Here is a 15,114-nt window from a genome sequence, read left to right on the forward strand (position 1 = left end):
AAGAAGCGATTCCAGGGAATGGTCCGGCCTTGATGTGCCGGCCCGCTGGGTTCGGGGGGTGTCCCGTTACCCGATTTTGACATGCGGTGCACCCTGATTGGGTTAATCCGAATGGCAAGATGCCGTAATCACACAAGGCAGCGACATCCGACGCCTTGTGCCATTACCGCCTGGCAACACCACGCTCACCTGCCGGAGGAACGATCATGACCGCACGCAACATTCGTCGCACGACCGCAAAGTCCCGGATTGCCGCGGTCGGCGCCATCGCGGTCGCCGGCGCCATGCTGCTGACCGCCTGTGGTGACCAGACGAAGAACAACGCCGACGACTCGGCCTCGCCGAAGGCCGGCGACGGCGCCTCCGCGGCCGCCTCTCCGGCCGACCTCCTCCCCTCGGACATCAAGGCCAAGGGCGTCATCAAGGTCGGCTCGGACATCGCCTACCCGCCGGTCGAGTTCAAGGACGATTCCGGCAAGGTCGTCGGCATCGACCCCGACATCGCGGCCGCGCTGGGCAAGGAACTGGGCGTGGAGTTCCAGTTCGAGAACGGCACCTTCGACACCCTGGTCACCGGGCTGCGCGCCAAGCGCTACAACCTGGTGATGTCGGCGATGACCGACTCCAAGGAGCGCCAGGAGGGCATCGACGCGGAGACCGGCAAGAAGGTCGGCGAGGGCGTCGACTTCATCGACTACTTCACCGCCGGTGTCTCGATCTACACCAAGAAGGGCGACGACCAGGGCATCAAGACCTGGGCCGACCTCTGCGGCAAGAAGATCGCCGTCCAGCGCAACACCGTCTCGAACGACCTGGCCAAGGCCGAGTCCAAGAAGTGCACCGGCGGCAAGAAGATCGCCATCGAGGCGTTCGACAACGACCTCGAGGCCCAGACCCGGCTGCGCTCCGGCGGTGCCGACGCCGGCTCGTCCGACTTCCCTGTGGCGGCCTACGCGGTGAAGACCTCGGGCGGCGGCAAGGACTTCCAGATCGTCGGCGACCAGGTCGAGGCGGCCCCGTACGGCATCGCCGTCGCCAAGGGCAACGACAAGCTCACCGCGGCCGTCAAGGCCGCCATGGACGCGATCATCAAGTCCGGCGAGTACGAGAAGATCATCGCCAAGTGGGGCGTCGAGGCCGGTGCGGTCACCGAGGCCAAGCTGAACGGCGGATCGTGACCCGGATCCGGCACTGAAGGGCATCAGACGTGATTGACATCGAAAAGTCAGGCCCGGACGACCCGCCACCCGCGTCCACCGCTCCGGCGGCCGGACCCGTGGCGATCAAGGCCATCCCGGTCCGGCACTACGGCCGGTACGTCGCGGCCGTCTTCGCCATCGCCGCGCTCGTCGCGATCATCTACGCCTTCAGCCAGGGCAAGATCAACTGGGGTGCGGTCCCGGAGTACTTCTTCGACGACCGCATCATCGACGGAGTCGGCCAGACCCTGCTGCTGACGTCCCTCTCAATGGTGATCGGCGTGGTCGGCGGCATCCTGCTGTCCGTCATGCGCCTGTCGAAGAACCCGGTGACGTCATCGATCGCGTGGTTCTACATCTGGTTCTTCCGCGGTACGCCGGTCCTGGTCCAGCTCTTCGTCTGGTTCAACCTGGGTCTGGTCTTCGAGTACATCAATCTCGGGCCGATCTACAAGGACTACTGGTCGAGCTTCATGACGCCGCTGCTGACGGCGCTGCTCGGGCTGGGGCTCAACGAGGCCGCGTACATGGCCGAGATCTGCCGGGCAGGCCTGCTCTCGGTCGACGAGGGCCAGACGGAGGCGTCCCACGCGCTGGGCATGAGCCACGGCAAGACGCTGCGGCGCATCGTGATCCCGCAGGCCATGCGGGTCATCGTGCCGCCGACCGGCAACGAGGTCATCAACATGCTCAAGACCACGTCGCTGGTGGCGGCCGTGCAGTTCTACGAGCTGTTCAAGAACGCCCAGGACATCGGACAGTCCTCCGGATCCCCGGTGGAGATGTACTTCCTCGCCGCGGCCTGGTATCTGATCATGACCTCGGTGCTGAGCGTCGGGCAGTACTACCTGGAGCGGTACTACGCGCGTGGCTCCAGCCGCAGCCTGCCGCCCACACCGATGCAGAAGGTCCGGGCCAATCTGCTGTCGCTGGGCCGCCCGAAGGGAGGCATGGCATGACCGCCATGGTGAAGGCCGAGGGCGTCCACAAGTCCTTCGGCGCCGCGCACATCCTCAAGGGCATCGACCTGGAGGTCGCCCCGCGCGAGGTCTTCTGTCTGATCGGCCCGTCCGGTTCCGGCAAGTCGACCTTCCTGCGGTGCATCAACCACCTGGAGCAGATCAGCGCCGGCCGGCTGTCCGTCGACGGTGAGCTGGTGGGCTACCGCCAGAAGGGCGACAAGCTCTACGAACTCAAGGACAGCGAGGTCGCCCTGAAGCGCCGGGACATCGGCATGGTCTTCCAGCGCTTCAACCTGTTCCCCCACATGACGGCGATCGAGAACGTCATGGAGGCCCCCGTCCAGGTCAAGGGCGAGTCCAGGGCGGTCGCCCGGGCCCGCGCGGAACGGCTCCTGGACCGGGTCGGCCTGTCCGACAAGGCGAAGAACTTCCCCTCGCAGCTCTCCGGCGGACAGCAGCAGCGGGTGGCCATCGCCCGCGCGCTGGCCATGGAACCGAAGCTGATGCTCTTCGACGAGCCCACTTCGGCGCTCGACCCCGAGCTGGTGGGCGACGTGCTCGACGTCATGCGCGGTCTCGCCGAGGACGGCATGACGATGATCGTCGTGACCCATGAGATGGGCTTCGCCCGCGAGGTCGGCGACGCGCTGGTCTTCATGGACGACGGCGTGGTGGTCGAGTCGGGCCACCCGCGTGACGTCCTGACCAACCCGCAGCACGACCGGACGAAGTCGTTCCTGTCCAAGGTCCTGTAGGGCCACAGCGGCTGACACACGCGAGGGCGGTACGGACCGACAGGGTCCGTACCGCCCTCGCGCGCGTATCCGTTATCTGTGCACCCGCAGCTCCGGACGCAGCATCAGCGTGCGCAGCTGCGCGCGGGTGAGCGGCGGGGTCCTGAGCAGCGGGCCCTGTGCGGTGCCGGCCTCGAAGCCCGTACTGTCCCGCATGACAAGCTGGCCACCGTCCTTGAGCGAGAGCCGGGCCACCAGCTCCTGACCCCACTGGGGCGTGCCGCCGTCCCCGTAGTCCATCGAGTCGCTCCAGATCGACAGTTCGCTGCCGTCCGGAAGCTTCTCGCTGACACAGTCCGTGCGGCGCGGCTCCCCGGTACGGGCCTTGCACAGGTCGGTGTCCCTAGGGCCGCCACCGAGCTTCCGGTCCACCGTCTTCGCGTCCATGAGCCCGATGACGAGGTAGCCGACCCCGCCGTCCCTGCGGACCGAGTACTGCCCGTCCAGCGGCCCGAGCAGATGCTCCTCGGCCTGCTCCGGCGTCGCCTGCTTGATGATGACGGCCAGCGAGACCTGTTCGACCGTGCCGACGCCGGGGGGCAGCAGCTTGATCAGCTTCCCGGCCCGCGCACCGTTTCCGACGGGCTTGGCCGGGGCCGCCACCGAGGAGGTCTGCGGGGTCCGCTCCGCGGCGAGTCCCGGCACCACGGACGCGCCCGCCGCGACCGCGCACACCGCCGCGGCCGACACCGCGGCCACCCGGCGCCTGCGCACCCGGGCCGCCCTCGCGTAGACCACCTCGGTGCTGATGACCGGCTGCCCCGCGTCCTCGGCGGCCCGCCCCAGCAGCTCACGCACGTCGTTCATACCAATTCCTCCACCATCTCGGCGCGCAGCGCCGCCAACCCCCGAGCCGCGTGGCTCTTGACCGTGTTCTCCCGCATCCCGAGCAGTTCGGCCGTGGCCTCGACGCTCAGGTCCTCCCAGTAGCGCAGCACCAGCACGGCCCGCTGCCTGGGCGTGAGCCGGGCGAGTGCCGCCCGTACCGCGAGGCCGGTGTCCGGATCGGGTGCGTGGACCGCCCGTTCGGGCAGTTCGCCGTACGACTGCTCACGCCGCCAGAACCGGCGGCGGGCCGCGATGAAGGTGTTGACCAGGGTCTTGCGTGCGTACGCCTCGATGTTGTCGAGCCGCCCGTACCGCCGTCCGCCGAGCACCACCTTGACCAGCGTCGCCTGGACCAGGTCCTCGGCCTCGTGCCGGTCGCCGCAGAGCAGATACGCGCTGCGGAACAGGGCGGTGCGTCTGCTCTCGACGAAGGCGTGCAGCGCGGCGTCGTCATCGCTCCGCATCGTCAGCGTCCCTCCCCCGGCCCGCAGGCGCGGACCGTCTCACCCTTCCAGTGCGGTGGGACGCGGGGCGGGTTGCAGCCGGTGGCCGAAAAGGTTGGCGGGGCGGCACGGACCGTCGTCCACACCGCCCCGCACCGCATGGTGCCGCTACTTCACCGCGAGCACCAGACTGTCCGACGGCGAGGACCAGACGGGCCGCGCCTCTGCGAACCCCGCCGCGCGCAGGGTGTCCGCATGCCACGCGGCGGACGGCATGTCACCTTCGGCGTGCTCGCCGTAGATCGCGAACCGCTCGGCGGTCGGCGCGGCGAGTGCCGGGTCCTTCGCGGCCAGCGCCCACCACTCCGCCCAGTCCAGGGCGCCGGCGGCCTTGGCCCGGTCCATGCCGGCGTGCCGGTGGGCGCGTTCGGCGGCGTTGATCCGGGGTGTCCCCGTCTCGATCATGCGGTCGGCGTTCATGAACACTCCGCCGTCCCGCACGAGGCCGCCGATCTGCCCGTAGAGGGCGGTGAGCGGCTCGCTGTGCAGCCAGTGCAGGGCGGTGGCGGTGAGTACGGCGTCGTACGAGCCGTGCGGCAGCCGCTCAGTCCACCGCGGGTCCTTGAGGTCGGCGGTCACGAAGGTGACGCGCTCGTCGCCGGCGAAGGAGCCGCGGGCGATGGCCAGCAGTGCGGGGTCGAGGTCGACGCCGGTACTGGTGGCCTTCGGGAACCGCCGCAGCAGCCTGTCCGTAATACTTCCCGTACCGCACGCGAGGTCGAGCACCCGCGGCTCGGGGCCCGTGAAGGCCTCGACCATGTCGAGCATCACCCGGAAGCGTTCCTCACGGTCGGGCATGTACCACTCCTGCTGCCGGTCCCAGCTCTCCTGCCAGGCCTGCCAGTCGGCACCCGTCGCTGTCTCCGTCACCCGAAACCCTCCATGTAATACCCTGGACCTAAAACAGCCCATTACATCTTCGCCGCATCGACATTAGACCGACGCCGTAAGGACTACAAGTGGAACTGGCCTATTACTCGGACTACGCCGTGCGTCTGGTCAACACCGAGGAGCCGGCCCGCAACAAGGACTCCCTCACCTCGGTCGACGCGGTGCGCGAGCTCTTCGGCGCCAACGGGCAGGCGGCACGGCGGGCCACCGACGCGGATGTGACCCGCTTCCGGTCCGTACGGGCCCGGCTGCGCGCGGTCTTCGAGGCGGCCGACGGCGGCGACGAGACGCTCGCGGTCGACCTGCTCAACTCACTGCTGCTGGAGTTCCCCGTCAGCCCGCAGATCTCCGGCCATGACTTCCGGGACGCGGACGGCAAGCCGGACTGGCACATGCATCTCGCCGACCACCCGTCCAACGCCACGGCGGGCTACACCGCGATCGCCGCGATGGGCCTCGCCTTCCACCTCACCTCGTACGGCGTGGACCGGCTGGGCCTGTGCGAGTCCGCGCCCTGCCGCAACGCCTACCTCGACACCTCGACCAACCGCTCCCGCCGCTACTGCTCGGACCGCTGCGCGACCCGCGCCAACGTGGCCGCCTACCGGGCCCGGAAGCGCCTGGAGACGGAGCGCACCGCGGAGACCGGCCGCAGTGCTGAGACCGGCCGCAGCGCGGAGACGGCCCAGCCCACCACACCGCGCACCGAGCGCTGATCCTTCGTCAGCGGCCGGTAGCGGGCCCGGACCCTGGCCAGCACGAGCTCCTCCGGCACGGTCCCGTAGTCCGTGCTGTCACCGCCCGCGAAGCTGTTGTCACCCAGCACCCACCAGCCGCCGGCCCTCCGCTCCACGGCCCGCTTGACCACCAGCAGGTCCTGCTGGAACGGATGCCGCAGAATCACCACGTCACCGGGGCGCACCGGCGCCCCGTACTGCACGAGCAGCCAGTCCCCGTGGTGGAGCGTGGGCACCATCGAAGGGCCCGTCACCTCCACCACCTGGAACGGCACTCGCGCCGCCAGCCCCCGTCCGGGCTGCTCATCGGTCAGCTCCGGCACCTCCGGCACGTCCGGCATCTCTCCTGCACCTCCCCGGTCCTTCCAGTACACCGTCCCCCACAGGGTTCCGTACATTCGGCCACTGGTCCCATCCTCACCCTGGACTTTTGGCCTAAGCCCATGGGGGCACCCGCTAAATCAGGCTTCTCACGGAGTAATGTCCCACCTGAGAAGACGATCACGAGGAAGGACAGCCCCATGCTTTCCCGCCTGTTTGCCCCCAAGGTGAAGGTCAGCGCCCACTGCGACCTCCCCTGCGGCGTGTACGACCCGGCCCAGGCCCGCATCGAGGCGGAGTCCGTCAAGGCCGTCCAGGAGAAGTACCAGGCCAACGAGGACCCGCACTTCCGGGCCCGCGCGGTGGTCATCAAGGAGCAGCGCGCCGAGCTCGCCAAGCACCACGTCTCGGTGCTGTGGAGCGACTACTTCAAGCCCCCGCACTTCGAGAAGTACCCGGAGCTGCACCAGCTGGTCAACGACGCCCTCAAGGCGCTGTCGGCCGCGAAGGGCTCCACGGACCCGGCCACGGGCCAGAAGGCGCTCGACCTGATCGCCGAGATCGACAAGATCTTCTGGGAGACCAAGAAGGCTTGATCTACGATTAGGCCGTCTGACCTGCGGTTTCGCTGGTCATGTCGCCTATCGGTCCGCACCCGGTCCGCAGGCCGCCGAGCACGGCGTCCATGACGGCCCGGGTGCGGTCTTCTTCCCCCACGAGGCCACAGCCCGCATGCTTCGCGCACGCACCGGCAACTCCTCGGTCGGCGCGGAGGACGTGGACGTCGTCCGCCAGATCACAGCGGCCTTCAGCGCTGCCGATGAGCGGCTCGGCGGCGGACACGGCCTGACCACCGTCTGCGCATACCTCGCCGACACCGCCGCCCCTATGCTGCGCGGACGCTTCCCCAGCGAAACCTTGCGCCGAGCCGCATTCGGAGCCGTCTCCGAACTCGCCTATTTGGCAGGGTGGAGGCACCAGGACCTCGGCCAGGAGGCGCCGCCCATCGCTACTACCAGGTCGGCTATCAGCTCGCCTGCGAAGCCGACCCCCACGGCCACGCCGCTTGGATGATGCGCCCCCTCGCCCACCAGGCGCTGAGTCTCAAGCAGCCCCACCACTGCGTTGACCTCGAAGGTGCTTTACGGCGGGGCCTCGGTCACGTCGACGGCCAGACGGAAGCTCTCCTCCACATCACCCATGCCCGTGCTTAGGCGGCCACGGAGGAGAATTCGTCAGCCGCACGCGCTCTGCTCGCCGCCGAGGACGCTCTCCTGCGGGATGACGTCCCCCAACCCAATTACTCGCGTGTAAGCGGTCCCGCCGCCGGCACCGTGGCCAGTCACACGGCCCGTGCCCAACAGCCTGCCCGACGAAGGGAACACCGTGACCCAGCAGACTGACGACCAGCCGAGGGCCTTGAAGCCAGCAGTCGAATCCATGACCCTCCTGGTCGCCGCCATCATCGTCCACGACAAGGCCACGAACCGCGTCGTCCTTCTCCGACGCAGCGAAAACGCCAAGTTCGCCCAGGGCATGTGGGACCTCCCCGTTGGCAAGAGCGAACCGAGCGAGCCCATCACCGAAACGGCGGTCCGCGAGCTCTACGAGGAGACCGGTCTCACGGTGAAGCCGGAGTCCCTCAAGGTCGCCCACATCATCCACGGAGCCTGGGGAGTCGAAGCCCCCAATGGCTTCCTCACCGTCGTCTTCGCCACTCACGAATGGACCGGCGAACCCGAGAACCGCGAACCTCACAAGCACTCCCAGGTCCGCTGGGTCGACGCTGACGCCATCCCTGACGCCTTCGTCGACACCACCGCCAGCGCCCTCCACCGGTACCTCGCAGATGGACCCCAGCTGTCCCTGAAGGGGTGGGCGTAGCACCTGACGGTCTCGCCGAAACGCCGTCCACTCGAGAAGTTGGGCCATATCGATCGGCTGACACCCGACACATCGAGCCGTGCCTACCGTGCCGCTCAGCGAGCCCTGCAGATCGACGAGGACATGACCTTCAGCAACTCAGAGGTCGACCGCTTCCTCCCGGAGGCACTTCGCACGTCCTCATGCCCGACCCTGGTTTCTGTCGGGCGGACTACGGGCGGGTTCCTATTCGGCGCCAGGATCGGCCCCGTGGGCTGCGGCAATTTGGTCAATGCGCGCGGCCAGGTCGAAGTCGGCATCGGTCAGTTTGTGGCCCGCGTCGTGTGTGGTGATTCCGAACCGGACGTGGTCCCACCGCAGATCAATGTCGGCATGGTGTCCGATGAGCCGCTCGACGTCGGCCACGTGCACGATCATGGCGACGCCACCGTGATACCTGATGCCGAACGATCGCGTGATCTCATCACCCACCCGCGACCACCCGCGCAACTCCAACAGCCGCCCCTCGATCGCACTGTCCGTCAGCGGCACCGGTCCCTTGGCCACGCTCAGCTCCCCACAGTCACAGGCTCCAGAATCTCGGCCAAGTCCCGGCCGACCGGGGCATCCTGCCACGGCCGCATCGCCCGCTCCAGGGTGAACAGCTCCCGCCGCATCCTGGCTGAGCGGGTCTCTGCCGCGATCGCCGCCACGGTGCGCGCAATCTCCACTGCCTGGTCCGGTTCCCGCGCGGCCGCGGCCGCCGTCGCCTGCCGGGCCAAGTACACCCCGCGGTCGCGGCGCGCTGTCTCCGGTACGACGGAGAGCACCTGCGTCCACAGGGCGCCCGCCTCCACACCGAGCCCGAGGCGGCCGTAGCACGTCGCCCGCTGCACCTCCAGGTAGCCAGGCGTCCGCCAGCAGGCATTGCCCCAGGGCAAGTCGTCGTCCACGCGCGGAAGGAGTCGGCCGGCCTGGTCGATGAGCTGGTCGACCAGGGTGCGTTCGCCGGTGAGGCTGGCGCCATGGGCCTGCTGCTGCATGGCCATGATCCGCACCTTCGGCACGAGGCTGTCGGCGTCGTCCAGTGCGGCCTCGCACAGGTCAACGACTGCGTGACCATCGCCGAGGTCGGTCCTCACCTGCGCCTGGTTCACGAGGGAGTAGCCGATCAGGTGCGGGTCTCGGGACCGCATCGCAATCTCCTGGGTCACCCCTCTCCAGAACGCCGCACCGTCCATGTCTCCGGCGTCTTGGTAGAGCCAGCCGACGAGTGCGGCGTAGGCGGCGCCAACACGGAGCAGGCCGCGGCGGGTATCGCCCTTCGCGGACCGGATCAGCTTGTCGATGAGCCGGTACTGCGCGGACACGGTGGCGATCAAGTCGTGCGGCCCGAGGAACATGTCGGCCCGGTAGTGGCCCTCCAACTGCTGCTGGAAGTAGTCGATCAGCGCTGGGTCGACGTGCTGCGGGGCAACCGGCCCTGCGACAAGCGCGGCTGCGGTGACGGAGGCGAACGCCTGGCGGTGCACCTGTTCCTCTTCGTGGTGCTCGGGCCGGATCCAGCCCGACGGGGTGGTGAAGCCCAGATCCTCGGGCCATCGGCCGAGAGCGTCGTGCAGGACGATCGCGGTCTCCTCGGCCGGCCACCCGGGGCGGTCACCTTCCCACCGGCGCCATGTCCGTGCAGACACGGTGAACTGGCGGTCGTCGAGTAGCCGTTGCCCGTGCTCAGTGAGGGCCGCGGCGGCGGCCTCGATGGTGCGCCAGCCCTTGCGTAAGCGGCTGGCGCGCAGCGCGTCGTTGCGGCTCATGTGCCCAGTCTGAGGTGTCATCGTCCGTGCTCCTGGCCATGGCCGCTACGTGGCCACGCATGGCCGTTCGGCGACCTATTACCTACTCGACGTACACACACATCATCGGGGTGTGACCGCGGGCGCGTGCAGCGAACTTGCTGGATGCCCCTTAAATAACGACGGCCGGGGGCCCACCCGTGATGACGCTCAAGGTGTACGAGGTGAACAGGGCGGGGATCACCCGCGTCTTACGGCCGGAGGCCCCTGTGACGCCGGTCGCCACGGCTGAGTCGCGGTCTGCGTTCCCGGACTGTGAGTGTTCCCGGTGCCTGCCCCAGCACGATGCCGCGTACCGCACGCTCCTCGGCCACACCACCCAGTGCGCCACGTGCCGGGCCGGGGCCGTGTGCGTCACCGCGGTACGGCTCGGCCAAGCGTGGAGGGACAGCCGATGAGGTGCGACCGCTGCGACCAGCCGATGGAGCGCAAGGAAGCGGTGCCGTACACGATCCCGGGGGCGACCGGCCCCGGGGTCACGATCCTTGTGCACCGGGTGGTGTGCGACATCCCGAGGTCCCGGCCGCGCTCGTACCCGGCCCGCTGAGCTCACGCCCGTACCCGGGGCCAGCAGTGGTCGAGGGCGGGCGGACCCTATCCCCTCACGGGGTCGGCGAGGTCCACGTTCAGCGCGGCGCGATGCGGATCAGGTGACTGTACCGCGGGTCGCCGCCGTGCTCGATGCGTTGGAGCGTCCGGCGGTTGATACCGGTCAGCTCCGCGGCGTGACAGCGGCAGAGCAGAGCAGTCGTGTCCGGGGGCGGCCGACTCCGACGGCCGGGCGCCCGTGCCCGCCGTCGCGCGGCGAACACCGGCCCGAGGGACCGCCCCGCGTGATCAGTTCGTCCCCGCGTCCTGTGCCGCCCCGCCTTCGAGCGCGGCGCGTAGGCGGCGGATCTCTGCGATCAGGCGAGGGACGTCCTGGCGGGCGTTGGCGATGAACCGGGCGTTCTCGTCCCAGCGTTCGTCCGCGACATCGACGTAGCGCGGCTGCTGGACGAGGGTGGCGGCCACGATCTCATGGTGGTCGAAGCCGGGCCAGCGTTCGCCGAGCCCGGTGTCGGGCACCGTGCTGACGGCAACGAGCCCCATGGCCCAGTCGTCGTCGAGTATCCGGACATACCAGGGACCAGGGGTCGTGAACTCGACGAGCTCCTCCATATCGGCGAGCTCTTCGTCGGTCAGTGGTTCGGGTGTGCTCATCAGCCCTGCCAACTCCTCGCGTTCGACCAGGTGTCCGGTCCGCGGACCGCGCACCGGCGGCCCCGGCCGGCTCGGTGAGTCTGAGGACCTCGGCCGTGCCGATCGCAGCCAAGCGCAGAGGGGGCGGGGCCGACCGGATTCGAACCGGCGTCCTCCCACATGCGGTGAAGGCGCGACGACCACTGCGCTACGAGCCCCGTCCCGCCGGTGATCGTATAAGCCGCCTGCGCTCCGCCGCCTTCGAATTTCGCACGCGCCGACGGATCACTCGGCGTGACACCGCAGGGATGCGGCAGATCCTCCGCTGGGACAGCGGGCAGGCCCGTCAAGCTGTCCGGCCAGGCAGGTGATGCCCCCTGAAGGCCTCTCGGCCTGAGGCCGGAAGCAGAGACGCGGGGCCCCTTCGGGTCCCGCGTCTCCGGTCGGCCGTGTGCGTACAGTGCGCGCCCGCGCGCGCCGGGGGCCGGAGGCGGAGGCGGAGGCGGAGGCGGAGGCGGAGGCGGAGGCGGAGGCGGAGGCGGAGGCGGAGGCGGAGGCGGAGGCGGAGGCGGAGGCGGAGGAAGGATCCGGTGAGCAGGGCGCCGGCAGGACGAGGGCGGCCGCGAGGGCCGGTGCGTACATGATCCGAGCCGGCCGCCTCACCCGCCTGGGATGACCGTCAGCCCGCCCGCAGCCGGGCTGCCCAGGGGTGGCCGGCGCCCTCGGCCAGGGTGATCGTCTCGGTCAGCCAGGCGCGCTGGTCGTCGCCGAGTACGGGCAGCGCGGCCTCGAAGTCCTGCTCGTCCTTGGGGCGCCGGGACCTGGACTTGTAGAGGAGCTGAACTTCGGGAGCGAGGTAGGGAACGCCGTCCTCGGACACCCTGCCGAGCCGCTCCAGCGGGAGGCGGATCCTCGGGTCGCGGCGGAACACCCAGTCGCCGTCCTCCGTGTCGTCGAGCATGAACTGCACGCGCCACGGTTCGCCCGCGTCCGGCCGGCACCAGATGTCGTGGACCTGCGGCGGCAGGATCTCGCCGGGGAGCCAGGGCCGCAGGGTGCCGGGCGGATCGGCGGCCCACCACTGCCCGTCCGGCAGGATCCGCTGGACGGCGAGCTGGTGGTGGCGCAGCAGGAGTACGTCGATGTCGCCGTGGTCCCGGTAGGCGCGGCCCACGGCCAGCTCGACCGCGTACCCGCCCGCGATCCACCACGGCGTACGCAGCGGGGAGAGCAGGCGCACGGCATCGGCGAGGGACATCGGGTCCCAGGGGCCCCAGGGGGTTTCCGTGCGCATCGGCCGTCAGCCCGGGGTGAGGAGGTGGCGGTAGCTGTTCGGGTGCTCGCGGAGGTACGTGGCCAGGCTCATGGGCGGCCGGCCGGTGAGGGAGGCCACGGCGTCCGAGACTTCTGCCATCTCCCCGGCCGCGATGGCCTCGTACGACGTCACCCAGCCGGCCACCTCCCAGCCCCGTGCGCCGTAGCGGGACCGCGAGGCGTAGGCCTCCTCCCGGGTCTCCGGCACATAGGTGATGGTCCGTCCGGTGACCCGGCTCAGCTCCTCCGCGGCCTCGGCGAGGGTGAACGCCTCGGGACCGGTCAGGTCGTACGTCTCCCCGTCGTGCGTCGGGCCGGTGGGGTCGGCGCCGGCCAGCAGGACCGCGGTCGCCGCGTCGGCGATGTCCTCGTGGGCCACCGCCGCGACCCTGCCGTCGCCGGCCGGTCCGCGCAGGACGCCGTCGGTGCCGGTCATCGCCGGGAGGCCGGCCAGATACCAGCTGTCGCGCAGGAAGGTGTGCCGGACGCCGGAGACCCGGATGTGGGCCTCGGTGTCCCAGTGGTCGCGGGCGAAGGTGAACGTCGCGTCGGGTGCGGCGCCGAGGAAGGAGACGTACACGATCCGCTCGACGCCTGCCGCGACCGCCGCATCCACGGCCGTCGTGTGCTCGTGCACCCGGTCCGGGCTCTCGTGCGCCGAGACGAGGAACAGGGTGTGCGCCCCCGCCAGGGCGCGGCGCATGGCCTCCCCGTCGCCGTAGGGGGCGGCCGGTGCGGTGTCGGCCCCGGGGAGTTCGGGCAGCCGGGAAGGGTCGCGGCCGAGGAGCCGTACGGGGACGCCCGCCCGGGTCAGCCGCTTCGCTACGCGGCCGCCGAGCGCGCCGCTCGCACCGGTGACGGCGGTGAGCGGGCCGTTCGTGACGCCTTCGGAATCCTGCGTGCGGTCTGTGTGGTTCATGAGGGGTTGCCTTCCTTGCGCGGCCAGGGGCGCACCTCCACGACCGCCTCGACCGGAACCGGTCCGTAGATGTGCGGGAACTCCTCGCCGCCGGGCGGGAGCGACTCGTAGCGCACGGGCGCGGGGAGCCGTTCGGTGTCGATGACGAGCACCACCAGGTCCTGGTCACCGGCCCCGGCCCGGCTCCCGGCGCCGTACAGCAGCTCGGCCACACCGGCGAGCTGGTGCGGCAGCGAGCAGTGGATGAAACCTTCTTCGTGCAGGGTGCGGCCGCGGGTGGACATCTCGTATGTCCCGATCCCGCGGGCCGCCTCCCACAACGGGCGTTCGGTCAGGTGCAGCAGTTCGGCCATGGGCCAAAACTAGCCGCGGCGACGCGCTCTCCGGGCCATCAGCGTGGCCGCCGATCCAGCGACCAGCAGGGCGGCCGCGATCCCGCCGATCACCCATTCACCGCCGCGCGAGCCCGTGTCCGGGAGCTGTCCGCCGGGATGGGGCGGCCCGGGCGGCCAGCTGTGCGTCGGGGTGGGGTGCGGGGCCGGCGTCGACTCCGAGGGGGAAGGGAAAGGGGCCGGGGACTCGTCGCTCGGTGAGGGAGTCGGTGACGGCGACTCGTCCGTCGGGGAGGGCGACGGCGAGGGGGACTCGTCCGTGGGGGACGGAGAGGGCGAGGGCTCCTCGCCGCAGTCCGGCAGGTCACCGTCGAACGGATAGGCGTGCAGCTCCTGGCCGCCCGACTCCCCCTCCGAGGTGTGGGTCAGCGAACCGGCGCTGTAGAAACGGCCGCTGGTGCCACTCATGGCGAGGGTCGCGATGCTGGACTGCTGCCCGATCAGCACGCTGCCCTGGAACTGGCCGGTTCCCTTCAGCCCGATCGTGGTCGCGTCCGGGAAGTTCCACATCAGGTGCTCGCGGAGCCCGGACTGCGGCAACGAGCCCATGTACGTACTGATGTTGCGCGTGCTGCCGTAGAGGTTGACCAGCACGGTCGCGCCGTCCGGGATGTCACGGAAGGAGATGCCGGCCTGGCCGCCCGCCTCCGTGGTCAGGTCGGCGTCCACCGAGAAGACCTGGAGGGCAGAGGTTCCGTCGCCGTTGAAGTAGGTGTCGGCGCCGTCCTTCTCCACCGTGCCGTTCGCCGGACGACGGTGGTCCTCGTTGTCGTCGTACGCGTAGCAGTGGCTGGCCGCCGTCAGCTGGTCGCGCAGCGGGGTGTACGGATCGGTGGCGTCCGCGTCGTGGACCGGGCCGGGGATCACCGTCCCGCTGAGCCCCTGGGCGTAGCGCACCACGCCGTGGTTGCCCCCCTCTTCGGCGAGGAGCCGCTTCCCGCTCTGGACGGTCAGGTCACCGCCGACAGTCAGGTAGTCGGCACCGTTGGGTGGCGGCACCCGCGATCCCACGCCGGCGACACCGACGTTGTAGATCTCGGAGACGCCTTCCCGCTTCCTCATGTCGAACTGGCCCAGGGTGACGATCTTGCCCTCGGCCTCCGCGGCGGCCTCCCTCACGAGGTAGTCGCCACCGACGAAGATATTGATGTTGCTGTCGTGGTAGGTGACGGGATCACTGTTCGGATCCGGCCAGGTCGAAGGACAGTCGTCTCCGAGGCACGGGCCGAGACCCCCCGGCAGCGGGTCGGCGGCCGCGGTGGGCGCGATGGCCCCCACCATGGCTGCTGCCGCCGCCACCGTCACCGCCACGCGGTGTTTTTTTCCGCTTCTGAGAATATTTGATCCCATACAGCG

General features: G+C 69.8%; 19 protein-coding genes, 1 tRNA gene and 1 pseudogene. 9 read left to right on the forward strand and 12 right to left on the reverse strand.

All coding sequences use genetic code 11. The features are described 5' to 3' along the window. Positions 1-206: 206 nt before the first annotated feature. From ACIOEW_RS24820 to ACIOEW_RS24830, 3 genes are read left to right on the forward strand one after another with little or no spacing between them, the layout of a single operon-like run. On the forward strand, positions 207-1,178 hold the full coding sequence (locus tag ACIOEW_RS24820; protein WP_401966003.1) for an ABC transporter substrate-binding protein: 972 nt from the start codon (positions 207-209) through the stop codon (positions 1,176-1,178). A 29-nt stretch (positions 1,179-1,207) separates the two neighbouring features. Further along, on the forward strand, positions 1,208-2,158 hold the full coding sequence (locus ACIOEW_RS24825; protein WP_362545222.1) for an amino acid ABC transporter permease: 951 nt from the start codon (positions 1,208-1,210) through the stop codon (positions 2,156-2,158). Further along, a complete protein-coding gene (locus tag ACIOEW_RS24830; protein WP_401966004.1) occupies positions 2,155-2,916 on the forward strand; it encodes an amino acid ABC transporter ATP-binding protein in 762 nt (253 codons plus the stop codon). The genes ACIOEW_RS24825 and ACIOEW_RS24830 overlap by 4 nt, the downstream gene beginning before the upstream one ends. 72 nt (positions 2,917-2,988) lie before the next feature. Here the strand turns inward: ACIOEW_RS24830 and ACIOEW_RS24835 are convergent, their stop codons facing one another. The 3 genes from ACIOEW_RS24835 to ACIOEW_RS24845 form a co-directional block, all read right to left on the reverse strand. Beyond that, positions 2,989-3,762, reverse strand: a complete 774-nt coding sequence (locus ACIOEW_RS24835) for a hypothetical protein (protein ID WP_401966006.1) — start codon at positions 3,760-3,762, stop codon at positions 2,989-2,991. After that, positions 3,759-4,247 carry a SigE family RNA polymerase sigma factor gene (locus ACIOEW_RS24840; RefSeq protein ID WP_362545228.1) on the reverse strand — a complete coding sequence of 163 codons (489 nt, stop codon included), beginning with the start codon at positions 4,245-4,247 and terminating at the stop codon, positions 3,759-3,761. The genes ACIOEW_RS24835 and ACIOEW_RS24840 overlap by 4 nt, the downstream gene beginning before the upstream one ends. 147 nt (positions 4,248-4,394) lie before the next feature. Continuing rightward, a complete protein-coding gene (locus ACIOEW_RS24845) occupies positions 4,395-5,156 on the reverse strand; it encodes a class I SAM-dependent methyltransferase (protein ID WP_401966009.1) in 762 nt (253 codons plus the stop codon). Positions 5,157-5,245: 89 nt separating this feature from the next. On the opposite strand from ACIOEW_RS24845, the gene ACIOEW_RS24850 reads away from it, so the two are divergent. After that, entirely contained in the window at positions 5,246-5,893 is a 648-nt protein-coding gene (locus ACIOEW_RS24850; protein WP_401966012.1) for a CGNR zinc finger domain-containing protein, read from the forward strand. On the opposite strand, the gene sodX is transcribed toward ACIOEW_RS24850, so the two are convergent. Then, the gene (sodX, locus tag ACIOEW_RS24855) at positions 5,779-6,255 is read right to left on the reverse strand and encodes a nickel-type superoxide dismutase maturation protease (RefSeq protein WP_401966014.1); all 477 of its coding nucleotides are present in this window, start codon (positions 6,253-6,255) and stop codon (positions 5,779-5,781) included. The two genes, ACIOEW_RS24850 and sodX, sit on opposite strands and share 115 nt — an antisense overlap. Positions 6,256-6,435: 180 nt before the next feature. Here sodX and sodN point away from each other — a divergent pair, with 180 nt between their 5' ends. From sodN to ACIOEW_RS24870, 3 genes and pseudogenes are all read left to right on the forward strand, one after another. Next, the gene (gene sodN / locus ACIOEW_RS24860; protein ID WP_219567071.1) at positions 6,436-6,831 is read left to right on the forward strand and encodes a superoxide dismutase, Ni; all 396 of its coding nucleotides are present in this window, start codon (positions 6,436-6,438) and stop codon (positions 6,829-6,831) included. 112 nt (positions 6,832-6,943) lie between these two features. After that, a pseudogene (locus tag ACIOEW_RS24865) lies at positions 6,944-7,626 on the forward strand (tetratricopeptide repeat protein); the annotation flags it as partial. After that, positions 7,589-8,119, forward strand: a complete 531-nt coding sequence (locus ACIOEW_RS24870) for an NUDIX domain-containing protein (RefSeq protein ID WP_401966017.1) — start codon at positions 7,589-7,591, stop codon at positions 8,117-8,119. The pseudogene ACIOEW_RS24865 and the gene ACIOEW_RS24870, both read left to right, overlap by 38 nt. Before the next feature lie 225 nt (positions 8,120-8,344). Here the strand turns inward: ACIOEW_RS24870 and ACIOEW_RS24875 are convergent, their stop codons facing one another. Continuing rightward, positions 8,345-8,665: a 4a-hydroxytetrahydrobiopterin dehydratase gene (locus tag ACIOEW_RS24875; RefSeq protein ID WP_401966020.1), complete on the reverse strand. Its 321-nt coding sequence runs from the start codon at positions 8,663-8,665 to the stop codon at positions 8,345-8,347. A 2-nt stretch (positions 8,666-8,667) separates the two neighbouring features. Continuing rightward, positions 8,668-9,912, reverse strand: a complete 1,245-nt coding sequence (locus ACIOEW_RS24880) for a Twin-arginine translocation pathway signal (RefSeq protein WP_401966022.1) — start codon at positions 9,910-9,912, stop codon at positions 8,668-8,670. Positions 9,913-10,345: 433 nt separating this feature from the next. On the opposite strand from ACIOEW_RS24880, the gene ACIOEW_RS24885 reads away from it, so the two are divergent. Continuing rightward, positions 10,346-10,498, forward strand: a complete 153-nt coding sequence (locus tag ACIOEW_RS24885; RefSeq protein ID WP_362545245.1) for a hypothetical protein — start codon at positions 10,346-10,348, stop codon at positions 10,496-10,498. Positions 10,499-10,788: 290 nt separating this feature from the next. Here ACIOEW_RS24885 and ACIOEW_RS24890 read toward each other — a convergent pair whose 3' ends face one another. Together ACIOEW_RS24890 and ACIOEW_RS24895 are read right to left on the reverse strand one after the other, a co-directional pair. After that, entirely contained in the window at positions 10,789-11,154 is a 366-nt protein-coding gene (locus ACIOEW_RS24890) for a hypothetical protein (RefSeq protein ID WP_401966025.1), read from the reverse strand. A gap of 124 nt (positions 11,155-11,278) precedes the next feature. Further along, positions 11,279-11,352 (reverse strand) — tRNA-Ala (locus ACIOEW_RS24895). Positions 11,353-11,584: 232 nt separating this feature from the next. On the opposite strand from ACIOEW_RS24895, the gene ACIOEW_RS24900 reads away from it, so the two are divergent. Next, a complete protein-coding gene (locus tag ACIOEW_RS24900) occupies positions 11,585-11,809 on the forward strand; it encodes a hypothetical protein (protein ID WP_401966028.1) in 225 nt (74 codons plus the stop codon). A gap of 3 nt (positions 11,810-11,812) precedes the next feature. Here ACIOEW_RS24900 and ACIOEW_RS24905 read toward each other — a convergent pair whose 3' ends face one another. The 4 genes from ACIOEW_RS24905 to ACIOEW_RS24920 are packed head-to-tail and all read right to left on the reverse strand — an operon-like array spanning position 11,813 to position 15,069. Further along, positions 11,813-12,427 (reverse strand): nucleotidyltransferase domain-containing protein, encoded by a 615-nt coding sequence (locus ACIOEW_RS24905; protein ID WP_362545251.1) that lies wholly within the window; start codon positions 12,425-12,427, stop codon positions 11,813-11,815. A 6-nt stretch (positions 12,428-12,433) separates the two neighbouring features. Beyond that, positions 12,434-13,366 (reverse strand): SDR family oxidoreductase, encoded by a 933-nt coding sequence (locus ACIOEW_RS24910; RefSeq protein ID WP_401966031.1) that lies wholly within the window; start codon positions 13,364-13,366, stop codon positions 12,434-12,436. After that, the gene (locus ACIOEW_RS24915) at positions 13,363-13,719 is read right to left on the reverse strand and encodes a DUF952 domain-containing protein (RefSeq protein WP_362545257.1); all 357 of its coding nucleotides are present in this window, start codon (positions 13,717-13,719) and stop codon (positions 13,363-13,365) included. Before ACIOEW_RS24915 ends, ACIOEW_RS24910 begins: the two co-directional genes overlap by 4 nt. Positions 13,720-13,728: 9 nt before the next feature. Continuing rightward, positions 13,729-15,069, reverse strand: a complete 1,341-nt coding sequence (locus ACIOEW_RS24920) for a choice-of-anchor A family protein (RefSeq protein WP_401966033.1) — start codon at positions 15,067-15,069, stop codon at positions 13,729-13,731. Positions 15,070-15,114: the final 45 nt, after the last annotated feature.

The organism is Streptomyces sp. NPDC087901 (genome assembly GCF_044742205.1).
In the GTDB taxonomy this organism is placed as follows: domain Bacteria; phylum Actinomycetota; class Actinomycetes; order Streptomycetales; family Streptomycetaceae; genus Streptomyces.

Excerpts from the sequence above, each read along its gene's own strand:
- ACIOEW_RS24820 (WP_401966003.1), top strand. The coding sequence starts at position 207 with ATGACCGCACGCAACATTCGTCGCACGACCGCAAAGTCCCGGATTGCC.
- ACIOEW_RS24830 (WP_401966004.1), top strand. The coding sequence starts at position 2,155 with ATGACCGCCATGGTGAAGGCCGAGGGCGTCCACAAGTCCTTCGGCGCC.
- ACIOEW_RS24835 (WP_401966006.1), bottom strand. The coding sequence starts at position 3,762 with ATGAACGACGTGCGTGAGCTGCTGGGGCGGGCCGCCGAGGACGCGGGG.
- ACIOEW_RS24840 (WP_362545228.1), bottom strand. The coding sequence starts at position 4,247 with ATGCGGAGCGATGACGACGCCGCGCTGCACGCCTTCGTCGAGAGCAGA.
- sodX (WP_401966014.1), bottom strand. The coding sequence starts at position 6,255 with ATGCCGGACGTGCCGGAGGTGCCGGAGCTGACCGATGAGCAGCCCGGA.
- sodN (WP_219567071.1), top strand. The coding sequence starts at position 6,436 with ATGCTTTCCCGCCTGTTTGCCCCCAAGGTGAAGGTCAGCGCCCACTGC.
- ACIOEW_RS24880 (WP_401966022.1), bottom strand. The coding sequence starts at position 9,912 with ATGAGCCGCAACGACGCGCTGCGCGCCAGCCGCTTACGCAAGGGCTGG.
- ACIOEW_RS24885 (WP_362545245.1), top strand. The coding sequence starts at position 10,346 with ATGAGGTGCGACCGCTGCGACCAGCCGATGGAGCGCAAGGAAGCGGTG.
- ACIOEW_RS24890 (WP_401966025.1), bottom strand. The coding sequence starts at position 11,154 with ATGAGCACACCCGAACCACTGACCGACGAAGAGCTCGCCGATATGGAG.
- ACIOEW_RS24905 (WP_362545251.1), bottom strand. The coding sequence starts at position 12,427 with ATGCGCACGGAAACCCCCTGGGGCCCCTGGGACCCGATGTCCCTCGCC.
- ACIOEW_RS24910 (WP_401966031.1), bottom strand. The coding sequence starts at position 13,366 with ATGAACCACACAGACCGCACGCAGGATTCCGAAGGCGTCACGAACGGC.
- ACIOEW_RS24915 (WP_362545257.1), bottom strand. The coding sequence starts at position 13,719 with ATGGCCGAACTGCTGCACCTGACCGAACGCCCGTTGTGGGAGGCGGCC.